Annotated in this window: 12 protein-coding genes; 8 read left to right on the forward strand and 4 right to left on the reverse strand. The window is 67.5% G+C overall.

Annotated features, from left to right (window positions below):
• Positions 1-252: 252 nt before the first annotated feature.
• Together FHX78_RS04390 and FHX78_RS04395 are read right to left on the reverse strand one after the other, a co-directional pair.
• Complete coding sequence (locus FHX78_RS04390; protein WP_229924114.1) at positions 253-840, reverse strand: Rv1352/Rv1906c domain-containing protein; 588 nt, start codon at positions 838-840, stop codon at positions 253-255.
• 79 nt (positions 841-919) lie between these two features.
• Positions 920-2,146: a DNA sulfur modification protein DndB gene (locus FHX78_RS04395; protein WP_145866148.1), complete on the reverse strand. Its 1,227-nt coding sequence runs from the start codon at positions 2,144-2,146 to the stop codon at positions 920-922.
• Positions 2,147-2,294: 148 nt separating this feature from the next.
• Between FHX78_RS04395 and FHX78_RS04400 the strand changes: the two genes are divergently transcribed.
• From FHX78_RS04400 to FHX78_RS04415, 4 genes are all read left to right on the forward strand, one after another.
• Positions 2,295-4,493 (forward strand): N-6 DNA methylase, encoded by a 2,199-nt coding sequence (locus tag FHX78_RS04400; RefSeq protein WP_189908701.1) that lies wholly within the window; start codon positions 2,295-2,297, stop codon positions 4,491-4,493.
• A 106-nt stretch (positions 4,494-4,599) separates the two neighbouring features.
• Positions 4,600-6,591, forward strand: coding sequence for a type I restriction-modification system subunit M (locus tag FHX78_RS04405; RefSeq protein WP_145866149.1), 1,992 nt, complete (start codon positions 4,600-4,602; stop codon positions 6,589-6,591).
• A 101-nt stretch (positions 6,592-6,692) separates the two neighbouring features.
• Positions 6,693-7,802 carry a restriction endonuclease subunit S gene (locus FHX78_RS38145; protein WP_425282238.1) on the forward strand — a complete coding sequence of 370 codons (1,110 nt, stop codon included), beginning with the start codon at positions 6,693-6,695 and terminating at the stop codon, positions 7,800-7,802.
• Positions 7,799-10,981, forward strand: coding sequence for a type I restriction endonuclease subunit R (locus FHX78_RS04415; protein WP_145866151.1), 3,183 nt, complete (start codon positions 7,799-7,801; stop codon positions 10,979-10,981). Before FHX78_RS38145 ends, FHX78_RS04415 begins: the two co-directional genes overlap by 4 nt.
• Positions 10,982-11,026: 45 nt before the next feature.
• Here the strand turns inward: FHX78_RS04415 and FHX78_RS04420 are convergent, their stop codons facing one another.
• Both FHX78_RS04420 and FHX78_RS04425 read right to left on the reverse strand, forming a co-directional pair.
• Positions 11,027-11,233 (reverse strand): DUF397 domain-containing protein, encoded by a 207-nt coding sequence (locus FHX78_RS04420; RefSeq protein ID WP_145866152.1) that lies wholly within the window; start codon positions 11,231-11,233, stop codon positions 11,027-11,029.
• On the reverse strand, positions 11,230-12,084 hold the full coding sequence (locus FHX78_RS04425) for a helix-turn-helix domain-containing protein (RefSeq protein WP_373313101.1): 855 nt from the start codon (positions 12,082-12,084) through the stop codon (positions 11,230-11,232). The genes FHX78_RS04420 and FHX78_RS04425 overlap by 4 nt, the downstream gene beginning before the upstream one ends.
• Before the next feature lie 119 nt (positions 12,085-12,203).
• Between FHX78_RS04425 and FHX78_RS04430 the strand changes: the two genes are divergently transcribed.
• The 4 genes from FHX78_RS04430 to FHX78_RS04445 all read left to right on the forward strand — a co-directional run bounded on the left by FHX78_RS04430 (position 12,204) and on the right by FHX78_RS04445 (position 18,903).
• Complete coding sequence (locus FHX78_RS04430; protein WP_229924113.1) at positions 12,204-12,647, forward strand: ATP-binding protein; 444 nt, start codon at positions 12,204-12,206, stop codon at positions 12,645-12,647.
• A 117-nt stretch (positions 12,648-12,764) separates the two neighbouring features.
• Positions 12,765-14,369, forward strand: a complete 1,605-nt coding sequence (locus FHX78_RS04435) for a serine/threonine-protein kinase (RefSeq protein ID WP_145866153.1) — start codon at positions 12,765-12,767, stop codon at positions 14,367-14,369.
• A 132-nt stretch (positions 14,370-14,501) separates the two neighbouring features.
• Positions 14,502-16,664, forward strand: a complete 2,163-nt coding sequence (locus FHX78_RS04440; RefSeq protein WP_145866154.1) for an AIPR family protein — start codon at positions 14,502-14,504, stop codon at positions 16,662-16,664.
• A gap of 73 nt (positions 16,665-16,737) precedes the next feature.
• Entirely contained in the window at positions 16,738-18,903 is a 2,166-nt protein-coding gene (locus FHX78_RS04445; protein WP_145866155.1) for a UvrD-helicase domain-containing protein, read from the forward strand.
• Positions 18,904-19,098 lie beyond the last annotated feature (195 nt).

Consider the following 19,098-nt stretch of genomic DNA (forward strand, 5'->3'; position numbering starts at 1 on the left):
TGCGGCCCACATAAGTGGTGGTGCCACCTAAAGCGCCGATCCCATGCACTTGTGAATCGAAAACTCGCAAATCTCCACCTATGTCCTCCCGGTGATGCACCGTGCGAATCCCGAGAAGCTCACCAGACAGGGATAACCGCCAGCTGGCACGCTCCCCTGGCCCGTGCCTCAGCGAAGCGGCCATCTTCCGTTGTTATGGATTTGTTGCTCACCTCGCCGGCCGCTCCCTGAGCCGAGTCAGGGGCACCTGCCCTACCCCACCCTCTTCCACTCCTGACAGCCGTTGGTCTTGAAGTACTCGCCGTTGTTGAGCGTCACCCGCCCCTGGCCGGTGAGGTTGTTGTTGGTGATGATGGCTTCGAACTCACCGCTGGCGTCCTTGGCCCGTTCCCAGTAGCAGCCCCACTCGTCTGCCGGACCGGCGGTCTTGTAGGTGCCGGCCTTCATGTCCTCGCCGACCAGGTACTCGCCGTCGCCGGAGAAGCGGGTCGCCGGGCCTGGCTTCTTGGTCTTCTTCGGCTTGGCGGTGACCGTCTCGGTCACGGTCTCGGTGACGGTGGGCGCGGGCTCAGGGGCTTCGGCCCCGGCGGTTTCGGTGATGGTGACCGTGGGACGGGGTGCGGCCTTGCTGTCGCCGGTCTCCTCGACGGTGTCCGCCGAGCCACTGCCGGCTCCGATACCGACACCGACGAACAGGGAGACCAGCGCGACCGCCCCGTACTTCAGCCACCGTCTGCGACTGTGGGCGGGCTGTCCGGGGCCGGTGGGTGTGCCGAGGCCGAAGGGGCCGGCGCCCTGGGGACTGTGGCCGGGCGGCGGGGGAGGCTGGTGGAAGGTCATGACAGGCTCCGTTTCCGGGGTGCGTGCGAGAGGGGACGGGTGAACGTGATGCGCCGGGCGTCCGGGTGTACGCCGGGAATCAGAAGCCGCGGATCCTGCGCCCCGCCTCGGTCGCCGGGTAGAGGATCGCCTCGGCGACCCGGCCGCCGGAGTCCTTGACGCCGCCGCTGAAGTTGAGGCGTCCCGAGGTGCCGGTCTTGGCGGCGACGCCGTCCCAGTACTTCGCCTCGCGTTCCCAGCGGATGTCGCCGAGGAGACGGACCAGGTCGTCCGCGCGGAAGGCGGATGCCGTGTCGGTCCACGGCATGGTGTGGTGGGCGGCGATGCCGATCCCGGCGAGGACGGCGGGCGCGGTGATGGCGCTGCGCGAGGTGAAGTGGTGGGCGTGGCGGGCGAGGAGCTGCGTGAGGACGGGCAGGACGGTGGCCTCGACCTGTTCAGGCCGGTAGGCCGCCGGCAGTTCGTCCTCGTGTACCGATTCGGCGGACCGCTGGAGACCGTTTCGCCCGTAGAGCGTGGTGACCACGAGGGCGCGCAGCGCGGAGAGGGTGACGACCTCGCGGTCACTCGCGGACACCTGCCGCTTGCTGACGTTCACCAGCCGCGCGAACGGAACGCGTTGGCCGTCCACGTCGACATGCACCGAGTCGGCGACCAGGTGTGCGAGCCGGGTGCCGTAGTCGCGCTGGTCCATGGACATGGCCAGGTTCTTGGCGACGGCCACGCCCTGCACGTTGCGGTCGTAGAAGATCTGCCGTGCGTCGGCGGGCGCGAGGTCGATGTACAGCTCGAACGGCAGGCGCACCTGGGCGAGTTCGGGGTAGGTCAGGCCGTACGCCTCGGGGTCGTCGTAGAGGTCGTGCCAGGCGGTGGTCTGGGTCTCGCCGTCGATGGCGATGACCACCGTGCCGGGCGCGACGGTGAGGGTGCGCAGGCCGCTGCCGGGGACGAGTTCGCCGCTGAGCGCGGCGAGCGGGCCGGCGTGCCAGAGGGTGACCGGCGGCGTGGACCACGCCGCGCCGAGCTCGCCCTTCAGTCCGGCGGCGATGTACTCGGCGTACGAGCCGACGTTCTTGCCCTTCTGTGAGGACTTCAGCGTGCGCTGCACGGTGGCGCGCAGCTCGGCGTGCCGGCGCACCAGACCGGACGCGGCCTTCAGCCGACGCGGGTCCTCCTCGGCACGGGGCGACGGCACGAGCTGGACGAGCGTCGGCACGGACATCGTCCCGACGACGGCGTCGGCGCGGAACGGCATCGCGGTGAGCTGGGTGCCCTCGACGACAGCGGTCGGCATGGTCAGGCGCATGAGTCTCCCCCCGGAGTTGCGGAGCCACTTCCACTCGGAAGCAATCCCAGAGAAGCATAACAGCGAAAGCACGGTCAAACACGTTGACGGATTTGACGCGTGCTATAGGTTGTGACCGTTCACTCCAGAAAGGCTCAGGACTGCCGCCATGCCCCAGTCATCCGCGCAGGTGACCGCCGCCGAGATCTCCCGCATCGCGGGGGTCACGCGGGCCACGGTCAGCAACTGGCGTCGTCGGCACGAGGACTTCCCCGCGCCGGCCGGCGGCACGGACAGCAGCCCGCTGTACGACCTGGAGACCGTGCGCACATGGCTCGCCTCACGCGGTCACGCCTCGGCGGCGACCCCGTCGGAGGAACTCCGTACGATGCTGCGTCTGCGTGCGCAGAGCGGCGGCAGCGGTACCTCGGAAGGGCTGCTGCTCGTCGTCCTGGCGGCGGCGAGCCACTCGGCGGAGGAGCTGACGGCCGCCACGCGCCTGCCGGACACGGAGGTCGTCGACCGGGCGCAGCGCGACGCGGAGTCGGCCGCGGACGCCGTACCGGCCACCGGCCCCGTCCGTTTCGACACGGCCGACGCGGCGGTGCTGCGCGCGCTGTACGCGTGCGTACGTGACGAGGGCGGTCAGGCCGCACTGGGCGTACTCGCGGAGCGGGAGCTGGAGGACAGTGCCGCGTCCGGCGCGTACCGGACACCGGCACCGCTCGCGGACCTGCTGGCCGGCCTGATCCCTGGATCACCGTCCCGCGTTCTGGACCCGGCCTGCGGCAGCGGCACCCTGCTGGCGGCCGCCGCCCGCCGGGGCGCGCGCGAGCTGTGCGGCCAGGACGCGCTTCCGGTGCAGGCGCTGCGCAGCGCCGTGAGCCTGACCCTGACGGAGCCGGAGGCTTCGGTCACCGTGCGCGCCGCCGACAGTCTCCGCGCGGACGCCTTTCCCGGCCTGGTCGCCGACGCGGTGCTGTGTAATCCGCCGTACGGCGTCCGGGACTGGGGGCACGACGAGCTGGCGTACGACCCCCGCTGGGCGTACGGCGTGCCGGCCCGCGCCGAGTCGGAGCTGGCGTGGGTGCAGCACGCGCTCGCTCACCTCGCACCCGGCGGCTACGCGGCGCTGCTCCTGCCGCCGGCCACGGCCGGGCGCGCGTCGGGACGTCGCGTACGGGCCGAGCTGGTGCGCAGCGGGGCGTTGCGCGCGGTGATCGCGCTGCCCGCGGGGGCGTCGGTGCCGTTGCACGTCGGGCTTCAGGTGTGGGTGCTGCAACGGCCCGAACCGGGGGGCCCGGAGCGCAAGTCGGTGCTCTTCGTGGACACCGCGGCGGACGGGCCGGCGGGGCCACCGGCCGGGTTCGGCGGTACGACGCCGCCGGCTCGTACCAGGGGCACGGCCCGGTCCGCCTCCGTGGACTGGCCGGGCGTCACGGCGCGGGCCCTCGGGGCGTGGCGGGCGTTCATGGAGAATCCCGACGCGTTCGAGGGTGAACCCGGTGTCGCGCACGCGGTGGGCGTGGTCGACCTCTTGGACGACGTGGTGGATCTGACCCCGGCCCGGCTCGTACGGGCGTCACGGGCCGAGGTCGACCCGGCGGAACTGTCGGCGAGGGTCGACGCCACACGCGGGGATCTCGTCAAGGCCGCGAAGTCGCTCGCGCGGGCCGCCGGTCACGAGGACTGGAGCGCCGCCGGGGCCTCGGCACGGGAGTGGCGGACGGCGACGGCGTCCGACCTCTCGCGCGGTGGCGCGCTCACCTTGCTGCGGACGGTTCCGGACAGCGTGCGGACCCGGGCACACGCCGCCGGCGGCGAGGAGGGGCGACCCGAGACCCGGGCGGTGATCACCGGATCGGACATCGCGACCGGCTCGGGTCCCACGGGAGAGCCGACGGGGCTGTACGACGGCACGGCACCCGTGATCGCCGTCGGGGACGTTCTCGTGCGAGCGATCGCGAACGAGGGCGGCCCGATGGCCCGGGTCGCGGGCGAGGAGGACGCCGGCGCGCTGCCCGGCCCCCACGTCCACCTCTTCCGGCCGGACCCGGCCCGCCTGGACGCCTGGTTCCTCGCCGGGTTCCTGGGGGCGGAGGAGAACATCGCGGGCGCGTCGACGGGCAGTACGGTCCTGACGGTCAGCCCCGGTCGGCTGCGTGTGCCGCTGCTGCCGCTGGAGGAGCAACGACGGTACGGGGAGGCCTTCCGGCACGTGCACGCACTCCGGGCGGAGGCGCGGCGGGCGACCGCGCTGGCGGAGGAGACGGCACGGCTGCTGGCGGGCGGGCTTACGGGCGGCCAGTTGCTGCCGTCGCGGGAGGCGGCTGAGGTACGCGGCCAGGGTGGCGATTCGCCCCATTAGGCACGCGAGCCCTCACTTGTAGACCACACTTGTCGGACCGTCCTGGGCAGATCTATCGGCTCGGGCGGTGGGGTCGGGACATTTCGGAAGGAATCCGGGGATCCAGTTGAACAGCAGTAAGCACACGGAGTTGGCGAACCACGCGTGGTCCGTCGCCGACCTCCTGCGGGGGGACTACAAGCAGTCCGACTACGGCAAGGTCATCCTGCCGTTCACGGTGCTGCGGCGACTGGAGTGCGTGCTGGAGCCGACCCGCGAGAAGGTCGCGGAGATCGCGGAGCAGCACGAGGACAGCGGCATCGACCCGGACCGCTTCCTGCGGCGGGCCTCGGGCCACTCCTTCTACAACAGGACCGGCCTCACCCTGAAGAAGATCGCCGGAGACCCGAAGAACGCGGCGCAGAACCTCCTGGTGTACGTGGGGGCGTTTTCCGACAACGCGCGGGGTGTGCTGGAGCGCTTCGAGTTCGCGCAGCAGATCAAGCGGCTGGACGACGCCGATCTGCTCTACAAGGTCATCGGCAGGTTCACAGACCTGGACCTGCGTCCCGAGGTCGTGCCCAACCACAACATGGGCTACATCTTCGAGGAGCTGATCCGCCGGTTCGCCGAGCAGTCGAACGAGACGGCCGGTGAGCACTTCACGCCGCGTGAGGTCATCCAGCTGATGGTGCGGCTGCTGGTCGCGCCGGACGGTGACGCACTCCAGCTTCCGGGTGCGGTGCGTACGGTCTTGGACCCGGCCTGCGGTACGGGCGGCATGCTCTCCGCGATGGACGACCTCATCACCGAGCTGAACCCGGACGCCACGGTGGAGGTGTACGGGCAGGAGCTCAACCCCGAGTCGTGGGCGATCTGCCGGTCAGACCTGATGATCAAGGGGCAGGACCCGGAGAACATCGCCTTCGGCAACTCCTTCTCCGACGACGGGCACGCCCGCAAGACCTTCGACTACATGCTGGCCAACCCGCCGTTCGGCGTGGAGTGGAAGAAGGTCAAGGACGAGGTCGAGCACGAGCACAAGGCGCTGGGCGAGGCCGGCCGGTTCGGGGCGGGGCTGCCCAAGGTTAGTGACGGCTCACTGCTGTTTCTTCAACACATGATCTCCAAGATGAAGCCCGTGGACGTGAACGGCGGAGGTGGCTCACGGCTCGCGATCGTCTTCAATGGCTCACCGCTGTTCACAGGTGCTGCGGGATCGGGTGAGTCGGAGATCCGGCGCTGGCTCCTGGAGAACGACTGGCTGGAGGGCATCGTTGCCCTACCGGACCAGCTGTTTTACAACACCGGCATCTCGACGTACTTCTGGATCCTGACGAACAGGAAGAGCCCGGACCACAAGGGCAAGGTCGTACTGCTGGACGCGCGCGACCAGTGGCAGAAGATGCGGAAGTCGCTGGGCGACAAGCGCAAGCAACTGGGCTCGGACCACATTGCGACAGTGGTCAAGCTGTACGGCGAGGCACTGGCAGTGGTGGACGATCCGGAGCACCCGCTACACGGCAAGGTAAAGGTCTTCCGTAACGAGGACTTCGGCTACCAGCGGATCACGGTGGAGCGGCCGTTGAAGCTGCGATTCAAAGTGACGGAGGAGGCGCTGGCCGCGCTGGAAGCGTCGAAGACGATCCAGAAAATGCCGCAGGCTATGGCGCTAGCGAACGCGTTCAAATCCGTGATGGGCTCAAGTTGGAGCACAAAGCAGGAGGCTTGGCTCGCGCTGAAGGATGCGGTGGTGCAGGCTGGCGAAACATGGCCGACTGGGGCTCCCTTCAACAAGGCACTGCGGGATGTGATCGGGGTACGGGATCCAGAGGGCGAGGTACAGCTCATTGCAGGCAAACCCGAGCCGGATGCCGAGCTTCGAGACTACGAGAATGTGCCGCTGGGCCAGGACGTCAAGGAGTACCTGCAGCGAGAAGTTCACCCGCACATGCCGGACGCTTGGGTCGACAACAGTAAAACGAAAATCGGATACGACATTCCCGTAACGCGTCATTTTTACCAGTATGAACCACCGCGACCGTTGGCAGATATCGATGCCGAGTTGCAGGATCTCGAGGCGCAGATTCAGCAGCTCCTGGGGGAGGTTACGAAGTGACCGAGTTTGTGCGCCTGAAAAGAATCGCTCAAGTGCGTTACGGACTAGGGCAGCCACCTAAACTTGCAATTGACGGGATTCCCATCATCCGGGCTACCAATGTGTCGCAAGGGAGAATCACTACACAAAATATGATCCGTGCCCGCCTCTCCGACCTTCCACTGCATAGGGCACCTCTTCTCGACGAAGGGGAGATCCTTGTCGTCCGGAGCGGCGCACTCACTGGTGACTCGGCTCGAATCCCAGCAAAGTGGAGCGGTAGCGCCCCAGGGTATGACCTGCGAGTAACACCCGACAACTCGATCGATTCTCGATACTTGGCCTATTGCCTCCTAAGCAGGCCAGTTATCGATCAGATGAAGCTAGCCAGCAGTCGCGCAGCTCAGCCTCACCTAAATGCGGAGGAGCTTGGCGACACCAAAATCCCTGTGCAGCGCTTGGAGGATCAGCGTCGAATCGCTGATTACCTAGACGCCGAGTTGACCAAGCTTGACGACCTAGCCAACAAAAAGCGCCGTCTAGTCAGGCTACTCAACGAGCGCATCGATAGCCGCATCCTTCAGCACGTTGGTGAGAGCGAGATCGTTCGATCTGACGGCGGCTCACCGACGCTCCCTATTCGCAGAGTTTTGATGAAGGTGACACGCTCAGCCGTTGCCGGTTCAGGCGTTATCACTGCATACCGAGATGGCCAGGTGACAGAACGCGGGGCACGTCGCTCCGAGGGCTATACCATGTCAGCGTCCACAGAACCTCTTGGCCAACACGTACATGTCGGCGATGTAGTGGTACATGGCCTTGACGGCTTCGCGGGAGCCATAGGCACATCGGAAGCGTACGGTAACTGCAGTCCGGTTTACCACGTATGTACGCCAAGGAATGGTGGGGACTCCTGGTTCATCGGCCGCCTCCTACGACTGCTTGCCCTTCAGGGATATCTGGGAAACTTCGCGACAAGCACTCGGGAAAGAGCCGTCGACTTCCGAAACTGGGACCTTTTTGGCCGAATTCCTATTCCCGTTGTAGCGAATACTGAGCAGCGCGAGATCGGAGAATGGATCACTCAGTTGCGCCCTTTGCGCACGGCTATCGAGCGCTCTGAAGCGCTCACCGCAGAGCGTCGCCATGCTCTTATCACTGCTGCCGTGACCGGCGAGGTTGACATAGCCGCCGCCAGCGGCCGCAACGTAACCGAGGGAGTCACCGTATGAGCCCCGTACACGACGAGTCCTCCTTCGGGTCCGCCATCGTTGCCGCCCTTTGCGAGCGAGGCTGGCGGGAGGCGAGCCCGGAAGACTACCAGGCCGATCTTGGGCTCGACACCAACGAGTTGTTCACCTTCATCAGTGCAACCCAAGCCGACGAATGGTATGAGCTGGTCACCGTCTACGGCGGCGACACCAACGAAGCCCAGCGCGGTTTCGCTCAGCGGCTCGACCGGGCCATCGCCGATGACGGGCTGCTCCATGTCCTCCGGAATGGTGTCAAGGACCGAGGTGTGCGACTCCGCGTCGCCTACTTCAAGCCCAACCTCATCTCCGCCGACTCCGTTCTCGACGGCTACCGGGCCAACCGTCTCACCGTTGTTCGCGAGCTGCGGTATGCCACCAAGCAGGCCGACTGGGGACATGAGCTCGATCTAACTTTGTTCCTCAACGGCATCCCGGTCGCCACGGCCGAGTTGAAAAACCCGCTGACCAGGCAGGGCGTCGAGGACGCCAAAGAGCAGTACCGAATGAAACGCGACCCGACCGAGCTGATCTTCACGCGGCGGGTCATCGCGAACTTCGCCGTGGACCCGGACCTGGTCTTCGTCACCACGCAATTGCGAGGCAAGAACACCCAGTTCCTGCCCTTCAACACCGGCTCGAACGGCCCCGGCCAGCCCGGCGGATCCGGCAACCCTGCCCCCACGTCCCATGGCACGTACGCCACCTCCTACCTCTGGGAACAGGTCTGGGAGCGGGACAACTGGCTCGACCTCCTCCAGCGTTTCGTGCACCAGCAGAAGGACAAGACGCCCGGCGGAGGCACCACCAAGAAGACGATCTTCCCCCGCTTCCACCAGTGGGACGTCGTCAAGAAGCTCACCGCGCACGCGTCCGTGCACGGCGCCGGCCAGAACTACCTCGTCATGGCCTCCGCCGGCTCGGGCAAGTCGAACACCATCGGCTGGCTCGCCCACCGTCTCAGCGACCTCCACGCCCGCACCGACCCGAGTGTCCTGCGGCCCGATGCCCTCGCCGAGGGACGGATCAAGCCGGGCGAGCCCGTCTTCGACAAGGTCATCGTCATCACCGACCGTCGTGCCCTGGACGCGCAGCTCTCGGCGACGGTCGGCAGCTTCTCGCAGACGGACGGCCTGGTCGTGAAGGTCGACGAGAAGCACGGCGCCAAGAGCGAGCAGCTCGCCCGTGCCCTCTCCCGGGACACCGGGAAGATCGTCACGGTCACCCTGCACTCGTTCCCGGCGCTGCTGGACTACATCAAGCGCAACCCCACCGAGATCAAGGGCACCCGCTTCGCGATCATCGTCGACGAGGCGCACTCCTCCCAGTCCGGTGACGCCGCCACCGCCGTGAAGGCCGCCCTGCGCGACCTCGGCCTGGACGCCGACTCGGACGACGAGGGCGCGACCACAGTGACTGTGGACGACCAACTCAAGGCGAAGGCGGTCGCGCGCTCCCGCGCCGCCAACCTCTCCTACTTCGCCTTCACGGCGACACCCAAGTCGAAGACCCTCGAACTCTTCGGCACGGCAGGCGTCGAGAACGGCAAGACCGTCTACCGCCCCTTCCACACGTACTCCATGCGCCAGGCCATTGAGGAAGGCTTCATCCTCGACCCCCTGCGCAACTACGTCACCTACAACACTTATTGGAAGCTCGCGAACCTCAACCGCGATGAGAAGGAGGTCGACCCCTCCAGGGCGAACAGCCAGCTCGCCCGGTTCGCCCTCATGCACGAGCACACCGTGTCCCAGCACGCCACGGTGATCGTCGAGCACTTCCTCGCCCACACCCGCGGTCGGCTCGGCGGACGGGCCAAGGCCATGGTGGTCACGGCCTCCCGTCACTCCGCCGTGCAGATGGCGCGTGCCATCCGCAGTTACATCGCGGACCGCGAGTACGACACCAAGTACCCGGACCTCGGCGTACTCGTCGCGATCTCCGGCACCCTCACCATCGACGGTGAGGAGACCACCGAGGTCAAGGAGAACGGCGGTATCTCCGAGGCCGCGCTGCCAAAGGCCTTCGGCTACACGCGTGCCGACGACAAGGCCGCGAAGGCCGGCGGCAAGGGGCAGCAGGAGTACCGGATCCTGGTCGTCGCCGAGAAGTACCAAACCGGCTTCGACCAGCCACTCCTCACCACCATGTACGTCAACAAGACCCTGACCGGCATCGCCGCCGTGCAGACCCTCTCCCGCCTCAACCGCACCGCCGAACGCAAGTCCCAGGCAGATCTCGCCGTCCTGGACTTCGTCAACGAGGCCGAGGACATCAAGGAAGCATTCCGCCCCTACTTCGAGGAGGCGCACACCCTGCCCTCCGACCCGAACCTCCTCTACACGGCTCAGAGCCGCGTCATGTCCGCACCGATCATCTCGGAGCAGGACATGGACGAGTTCGTTGCCGCGTACCTGGAAGCGGAGAGGAAGGCGGGTGGCGTCCAGTCCACGTGGGAGAAGCTGCACGCGGAGTTGTACCGGCTCCTCTCCCCCGCCGTCGCCCGCTTCACCGCCCTTCTGGAGAGTGAGGAGGAGGACGACATCGAGACGGCCGAGGAGTTCCGCGCCAACCTCAACGACTACGTCCGCAAGTACGGCTTTCTCGCGCAGATCGTCCCCTACCGCGACGCCGAGTTGGAGCGCCTGCACCTCTACGGGCGCCACCTGCTCAATCGGCTCCCCCGCCTCGCGGACGGCGGAGTCGACATAGGCGAGGTGGACCTCAGTCACCTGCGCGTCGAGAAGACCGGCGAGCACGACGTGTCCCTCAACCCCGAAGGTCCCGCCGAGCTCAAGGGCTTCGGTGACGGGGCGGGTGGCGCGAAGGACGCGGACAAGTCGCTGCTGTCCGAGCTGATCGAGAGGTTCAACTCCAAGTTCGGTACGGAGTTCACCGAGGAGGACGTCCTCCCCGCCTTCAACGCGACGAAGAAGGACCCGAAGGTCCGTGCTGCCGCCGTCGTCAATGACGAAGAGAACTTCGGGATCGTCTTCGACAAGAAGTTCGAGGAGAACATGATGGATCATGTCTCCACCATCGACACCCTCGGCAAGCGGTACTTCGGTACGGACCGGGACTTCAAGTCCAACCTTGACCGCAGCGCTCGCCGCGCGGCCTGGCGGATGATCCGCCGAGAGGAAGGGTTGGACGACTTCTGACGTGCCTCGGGCCCGGTGCGAATGCCCCGGGCCCGAACACACGGTTCACCGCCCTGCGGCCATCCGCAGGAAGTCGTCCCAAGCGGCGGGGCCTATCGCAAGCTTGGCCATCGTGGGCCGTTTCGAGTCCCTGACGAGGACAGCTCCCGGGAGCGCGGCAACCTCCAGGCACTCGCCGCCATTGCCGGTGCTGTAGCTGCTCTTGACCCAAGCGGCCTCGGGCACAGCCGCCTTGCTGTGCTGCACGCTCATGTCTCTCCCATCAGTTGCTTGATGAACGCCGCTGACTCGCTCGGTGTCAGGGCCTGTGATCGGAGGATGCCATAGCGAGCTTCCAGCGTCCGCACATAGGCGGTGTCGGTATAGATGCGGCTGTGATCCTGTACCTCTGCGTACGCGACCCGCTGCCCCTTGTCGGTGTCGATCAATGTGAACGGCCCGCTCAAGGCGGCGTTGTCTTCCCGTGCGATCGGCATGACCTGCACTTCCACATTCCTGGACTGGCCCGTGGCGAGGATGTGCTCCAACGCCTCGCGCATCACCTTCCCCCCACCGATCGGCCTCCTCAGAACGGCCTCCTCGATCACGAAACTCATCAAGGGGGCAGGGCGGCGCAGGAAGATCTCCTGACGCACCATGCGCGCCTCAAGTCGCTGCTCGATCACGTCGTCCTCTAGCAGCGGCCGTTGCATGTGGAAGACCGCCCGTGCGTAACCCTCGGTCTGCAACAGACCAGGCACGGCATACACGGCGTACAGGTTCAGGGCGGTAGCTCGGGCCTCAAGCCGCGCCATATCCCGGAACATGGCCGGGTACTGAGCCTTCGCCACCTCGTCCTTCAGGGCTCGGAGAACACCGCCCACCCCCAGCACCTCATCCGCCTTGTCGATGAACGAAGCCTGCGGAATCCGCCTCCCCTGCTCAATCGAAGCCACCGAGTCCGCCGAGTACCCCACCCGTTTCCCGAACTCCGCCCGCTCCATCCCCGCCCGCGTCCGCAGCAGCTTCAGCTGCCGTCCGAACGCGGTCACCACACCCGTCCCGGGCTCGTCCTCCGGCCGCCGCTGCTGCCGTACCGTCTCCTCGTCCCGCACCTCGGTCACCGCCCTGCCGCCTCTCCCGCGTACCGTCCCGTACAACGCCCGCGCCGGCCCCGTACGAAAGCCCGGCGACGGCGCGTCACCGCTGGTCACGCTATGCCACGGGACGCCACCGTGAGTGCATGAACGTCACACAATCACCCCTCACGGTGCACCAGTTCTCGATGCGCTTCACCTCCACCCCGCGCGGCGCCCGCCTCGCCCGGCGCATGTGCGAGCACTGTCTGGACGCCTGGGGCGTGCCGTACGACAGCGACGCGCACGAGACCGTCACGCTCGTCGCCGCGGAGCTGTGCGCCAACGCCGTGCGGCACGGGCACGTCGCCGGCCGCGACTTCCACGTACGCATCACGGCCACCCCGGCCACCCGCACCGTACGGATCGAGGTCACCGACACCCGGGACGAGCGGCTCCCCCAACGCCCCACCACGCCACCGCAGGACGGCGAGAGCGGGCGCGGCCTGCTGCTCGTGGCCGCCCTCGCCGACCGCTGGGGCTGCTCGCCGCGTGCCGGAGGCGGACCGGGCAAGACCGTCTGGGCGGAGTGCACCGCTTACCCCGCCTGACCTGATCACGCAACCGGCACCCACCCTGGTTGGACGCACACGCCCTCGCCCGGAAAACTGATCTCCAACCAAGCGCAGAGCTCTTCGGGCACTCGACGCGAGCGGGGGCGGGACCAGGTGCCGGACGACGTACGACGGATCGCGGGACGCTACGAACTGCTGGAGCAGTTCAACCACGGCGGCATGGGGGACATCTGGCGCGGCTACGACGCCGTGCTGGACCGGCCGGTGGCCGTGAAGCTGATCCGGCCGCAGGCGGTGACGTCCCCGCACCTGGCGGAGGAGTTCGAGAAACGCTTCCGGCGCGAGGCGCGCGTCACCGCGCGGATCCAGCACCCGGGCGTCCCGCAGGTGTACGACGCGGTACTGGACGAGTCGTACGAGCAGCTGTTCCTCGTCATGGAGCTGGTCGACGGCGTCCCGCTGACCGCGTACGTGCGCCCCGGCCAGCAGCCGCCCCTCCCCCTCAGCTGGGCGGTGTCCGTGGCGGCCCAGGTGGCGACCGTGCTGTCGTACGCGCACGACGTGCCCGTCGTCCACCGTGACCTGAAGCCGGGCAACATTCTCGTCGCCCGGGACGGCACGGTGAAGGTGCTGGACTTCGGCATCGCGGCAATCCTGCGCACGGACGTCACCAAGCTGACGGCGACCGGCAGTCCGATCGGGACACACCAGTACATGGCACCGGAGCAGGTGCGCGGCGCCCGGGTCACGCCCCGCACCGACCTGTACGCGCTCGGCTGCGTCCTGCACGAACTGCTCGGCGGGCGACCGCTGTTCGCCGGGGACAGCGAGTGGCAGCTGATGATGCAGCACATCAACGCGGCACCGACACCGCTGCGGCAACTGCGCTCCGACGTGCCCGAAGCGCTGGAGGAACTCGTCCTGCACCTGCTCCGCAAGGCGCCCGAGGCGCGTCCGGCGGACGTGCAGGAGGTGTACGAGCGGCTGCGGCCGTATCTGCCGGTACCCGGCGAGGAACCCGCGCCGGAAGCGGCGGGTCCCGCCGGGGCGCCCGACCCGACGGGGATCTTCCGGCGTCCGTACGCACCCCGGGCGCGCACCGGCACCACGGGCGCGCGGCCCGCCGAGGCAGCCGTGGCACCGGACGCGCCGCCCGCCGTCCCAGCGGCCGAGCGGGAGGCGCTGCGGGAGCAGATCCGCGAGGTGTACGCGCACTACGTCGCCCTCATGGAAGAGGAGCGGTACGCGCAGGCCACCGAGGTGGTGGACGAGATGATCGAGCCGGCCGCACGCGCCCTGGGCTCGGAGAGCAGGGCGGTCCTGCGGCTGCGCACCTGGCGGGCGGTGAGCCGGCAGCTGGCCGGTGACCACCGGGCGGCGCTGCCCGAGTTCGAGGCGCTCGCCGACGCCTACGCGCGCGTCGGCGGCCCGAGCAGCGAGGAAGCCCTGGACAGCCGCGCCCAGGCCGCCCGCTGTCGTGGGGAACTCGGCCAGGTCACCGAGGCACTGGCCGGACTGAACGGCGTACTGGACGCCGTACGCGCGATCGACGGCGACGTGAGCGAGAACGCGGTGGAGCTGCGGCGCGACATCGGCATGCTGCTGCTGGCGCAGCAAAGGGCGGCGGAGGCGTACGACGTGCTGGAGCCGCTGCACTCGGACCTGTGCGTGGTGTTCGGCCCGGACGACGAGCTGACGGCCGAGGTGGCGGAGACCCTGGCCGTGATCCGCCTCGATCTGGATGGTCCTGGCTACTGACCGGATTGGCCATCGCGGCTGAAACCGCACCTAAACACCTGACGTTCGGGCCATCATGGGACGATCAAGTAGGCGGTAGCGGCAGCAACGCTTGTTCATGCTGCGCTTCGCCAGTGGGAGGGGACCGAAGGCATGACGGCAAAGAAGGCCGGGGAAACCACGCCGAGCGTGGCCACACAGGTGCGTCAGGTTGGCGGAGCGCTGAAGACGGTGTATGGCAGTCTGCTGGACGTCAGCGATCTCGAAGGCATGCCTGCACATGAGCAGGAGCCGCGGCTGCTGTCGCGGGCCTTGACTGCACAGGCCGTACGCATGGTCACCGGCTTCAGCCCGCAGGAGGCGGCCCGGAGCGTCATCGACGGGCACGCGGACCAGGGCATTGACGCCATCGCGGTGGTGGACGGCCCTCAGCCGCACGTATACCTGGTGCAGGGAAAGTGGAGCCCCGAGGGAAGAGCCGCAGCCGACCGGAAGGCGGTCTTGGAACTCTTCGCCGGTCTGCGCCTCATCGACGACGAGGACTTCGCCCCATTCAACCCACGAGGGCGTCAGCTGGCCGAGTACGCCAAGGCCGTCATGGATCGAGGGCCCGTACCCGTGACCCAGGTCATCGTGCTGATGCGACCCGACAATCCCGGTATCGGCTTCCAAGATGCTCTGGTCAACGGCGAGAAGGAGTTCAACCGCTACGGCGACATCCTCGACCACAAGGTCATCCTGGCACCCGAGGTGTGGGCCTCGGTCCGCGAGGACCTCACGCCAAGGCCGGTCCAACTCACTGCGACTCTTTTCCCTTGGTTCGGAGTCAGCTCTCCCTACGAGTCCTACCAAGGCGTTGTCATGGCCGAAGAGGTCGCCGACTGGGCCGCAAGCGGCTCCGACCTGTTCAACCTGAACATCCGGAACCCTCTTGGCCGGACCCCGATCAACAACGCCCTCATCGAGACCCTTACGGAGGAGCCGTCCCACTTCTGGTACTTCAACAACGGCATCACCGTGCTGTGTGACTCGGTCGAAAAGGCCCAGCAGAACAGGCGTGCACCACAGCACTATCCCCTCACCCTCACTCTGCACAACGCCAGTGTGGTGAACGGTGCGCAAACCGTCCGGTCCGTGGCCGAGGCACTCGATTCCGACGAGGCCGCGGCCCAGGCACAAATCGGCGTGCGCATCATCGTGACAGGTGCTGCTCAAGAATTCGCCAGAGAAACGACAAAAGCGACGAACCGGCAGAACAGCGTGGTCGCACGCGACTTCATTGCTCTTGACCCAGTGCAAGCGGCCATCCTGGAAGAAATGCGGGCCGAACTCGGCCTGGACTACAGCGTGCGCCGCAGCGAGTTGGAGCCGCCTGAGGAGACCGGCTGCTCCGTGGTCGAGGCCGCTTGCGCACTGGCCTGCGCCCACAAGGACAGCCAGTACGCAGCGCGCATGGGGGTTTCGCTCGACGTGCTCTGGGAGAGGGGCGGACAAGGCATTTACGACGTCCTCTTCCGACCTCAACCAGGCGCTTACCTTCTGTGGAATGCGGTGCAAGTCCTGCGCGAGGTCCGCCGCACGCTCTACGGACTGCGCAGCCGCTACGAAGGGCGTGGCGCGGCCCTGACCGAGCACGGTGTCTTTTTGATCGCCCACCTTGTCTTCCGGCTGTTGGACACGGAAGCCATCGACGAACCGGACCCCGCACTCGAGTGGTCCAAGGAGGCCACCGGCAGAACGGGGCCCCTCGTCAAACGATTGTTGCCCATCGTGTCCGCATCCATCGACGAGCTGTTCAAAGAGCGTTCCCAGATCCGTGCCGTCTGCTCGGACGTCGTGCGATGTCGTGAGCTTTCCGAGCATGTGCTTGACATCGTCGCGAACGGCGATGCGGCCAGGACTCCGGACAAGTACCGGCGAGTCCAGGCACAGCGCAAACGCCGTCGCCCCAACGCGGTTTCCGTGTTGGTCGACAAGCAGATCCTCGCCAATGGAGATCCGCTCACGCTCAAGGCCGGGTACCCGTTGGAGGAGGAAGCGCTACGAGGTTGGCTCGCCGAGGACGAACGGCGAGTGCGGGCAACCTGGGTGAACCACCGAACCAAGCCGCTCCTCTGGGCAGCCGATGGCAAGCAGTACTCGCCTTCCGGCCTGATCACCCGTATGTGGGAGCTCGCGGAGTGGGAGAAGCGGCCCGTGGCCAACCAGGGCACGGCCAGGTGGGCGATCGCCACGGGCGAGACCCTGGCGGATCTGGCGTGGCGGGCTCTGGATGAACTCGAGGAGTCAGCCGAGGACGAACGGGACCGTGATTGACGCGGGAACGGCGCAGAATCGCACCATTCAACGAACGGGCTAAGCCAATTCGGGTCTAGGAAAGAATCCAGTTATGCCGCACCTCGCTTTCGACATCGGCTTCTTCGCCGAACTCCCCAAGCTTCAGCCGCCGGTCAGGAAGGGGGTCCTGGACGCCTGGGAGAAGTTCGGCCGGCTCACCCTCGACCAGCTCTTCAAGGACCAGGGGCTGAAGCTGGAGAGCCTGACGAAGGCGAAGGACAAGCAGATCCGGACGATCCGCATCGACCAGTTCTGGCGCGGTGTGGTGCTCGCGCCGCCCACCGGGGACACCTTCGTCCTGCTGCGTGTTCTGCCGCACGACAAGGCCATCGACTGGGCGATGAAGCAGAAGTCCAGCATCAACGAGGTCACGCGCGCGGTGGAGATCCGGGACGCGGCGACCCTGGACGAGATCACGCCCGCGTACGAGCGGGTGGCGGAGTCGTCGCCGAAGCCGCGCCTGTTCGCGAAGTTCTCCGACGGGGACCTCACCGCGCTCGGCATCGACGCCGAGACCCTGCGGCAGGCCCGGTCGCTGGTCGACCAGGAGCAGTTGGACGTCTTCGCGCCGCTGCTGCCGCAGGACCAGCGGGAGGTGCTGCAGTACCTCGCCGCGGGGTGCACGGTGGAGGAGGTCTGGCAGGACATCGTCGCGCCCGCCCTTCAGGCGTCCACGCAGCCGGTGGACACGCGGGACTACGAGACGGCGATCCAGCACACCCGGGCCCGTATCGCACTGGTGACAGCACCCGAGGAGCTGCGGGACATCCTCGAGAAGCCCTTCGCGGCCTGGCGGGTCTTCCTGCACCCCTCCCAGCGGAAGGTGGCGTACCGGGGGTCGTACTCGGGACCCGCTCAGGTCACGGGCGGGCCGGGCACCGGCAAGACCGTGGTCGCGCTGCACCGGGTCAAGCACCTGCTCGGGCATCTGCGCGACGGCGACCGCATCCTGCTGACGACATACACCAACGCGCTCGTCAACGCCCTCCGGTCGGGCCTGGAGTCGCTGGTGGACGACCCGGAGCTGCGCGAGCGTGTGGACATCTCGACGGTGGACGGCTTCGCCAGCCGTGTCGTCGCGGAGGCGCCGGACGCCGTGGCGCTGCGGCCGCTGATGAGCAACGAGGAGGTGAGCCGGTGGGGCAAGGCCGCCAAGGCGACGGGCTTCTCCGGCAGTGCGCACTTCCTCGCGCAGGAGTACCGGCACGTCGTCCTGGCGCAGGGCATCACCTCCCTGGCCGAGTACGAGGCGGCGGACCGGCGAGGGCGCGGCAGCAGGCTGGCGGCGGGCGAGCGGCCGCTGGTGTGGGAGACGGTGGAACGGTTCACGGCCGATCTCGCGGCCGACGGGTGCCGCACCTGGCTGCAGACGTGTGTGGAGGCGGCGCGGCTGCTGGAGGCGAAGGGGCCGCAGTACCGGCACGTGGTGGTGGACGAGGCGCAGGACCTGCATCCGGCGCAGTGGCGGCTGCTGCGCGCCGCCGTTCCGGCCCGCCCGGACGACCTGTTCATCGCGGGCGACCCGCACCAGCGCATCTACGACTCGAAGGTGTCACTGAAGTCCCTCGGCATCAAGGTGGCCGGGCGGTCGGTGAAGCTGCGCAAGAACTACCGCAGTACGCAGGAGATCCTGCGCTGGTCCACCGCCCTGCTCATCGGCCGGCCGATCGCCCAGTTGGAGGACGAGGGCCGTAACGAGACCCTGCTCGGCTACCGCTCCGCCCTGCACGGCGATGGTCCGGTGGTTCGGGGTGCAACGAGCGAGGAAGAAGAACTGGACGCGCTGGTCGCCCAGGTGCGGGCGTGGAGGGACGCGGGCGTCGGCGCCGGGGAGATCGGGGTGAGCGCCCGGTTCAACAAGACGTGCGCGAAGGCGGTGGCACGCCTGAAGGACGCAGGCATTCCCGCGGTGACCCTCCGCAACGTCTCCGGCGGTTCCTCCACGGCCGAGGAGACGGCCGTACGGGTCGGCACCATGCACTCGTTCAAGGGCTTGGAGTTCCGCTGCGTCGCGGTCATCGGCGTCACCGAGGAGGCACTGCCGTTCGCGAAGGCGGTCACGCCGCCCGAGGTGGACCCCAAACAGCACGAGACGGACATGCTGTCCGAACGCTGCCTGCTGTTCGTCGCCTGCACGCGTGCGCGGGACAGCCTCTCCGTGTCCTGGTCGGGCGAACCGAGCACCTTCCTGACCGAGGCCGGCGTCACCACCGTCTAGTCCTCTCAGCGCTGCACCTCTCCCTCAACACCAACGCGCGGTCACCCGGGAGCGCTTCCTTCCTCCTGCGGTGTCCGCGTGCCCGTACCCACGACAGGCCTGGTGTCTCCGCACGCCCATCACTGTTCGATTGACAGTGCTTTCATTGGCATGGTTGAGTGCTCGTGCTTCCGGTGACGCCTAAAGGGCATCACC

The organism is Streptomyces capillispiralis (assembly GCF_007829875.1).
GTDB classification, from domain to species: domain Bacteria; phylum Actinomycetota; class Actinomycetes; order Streptomycetales; family Streptomycetaceae; genus Streptomyces; species Streptomyces capillispiralis.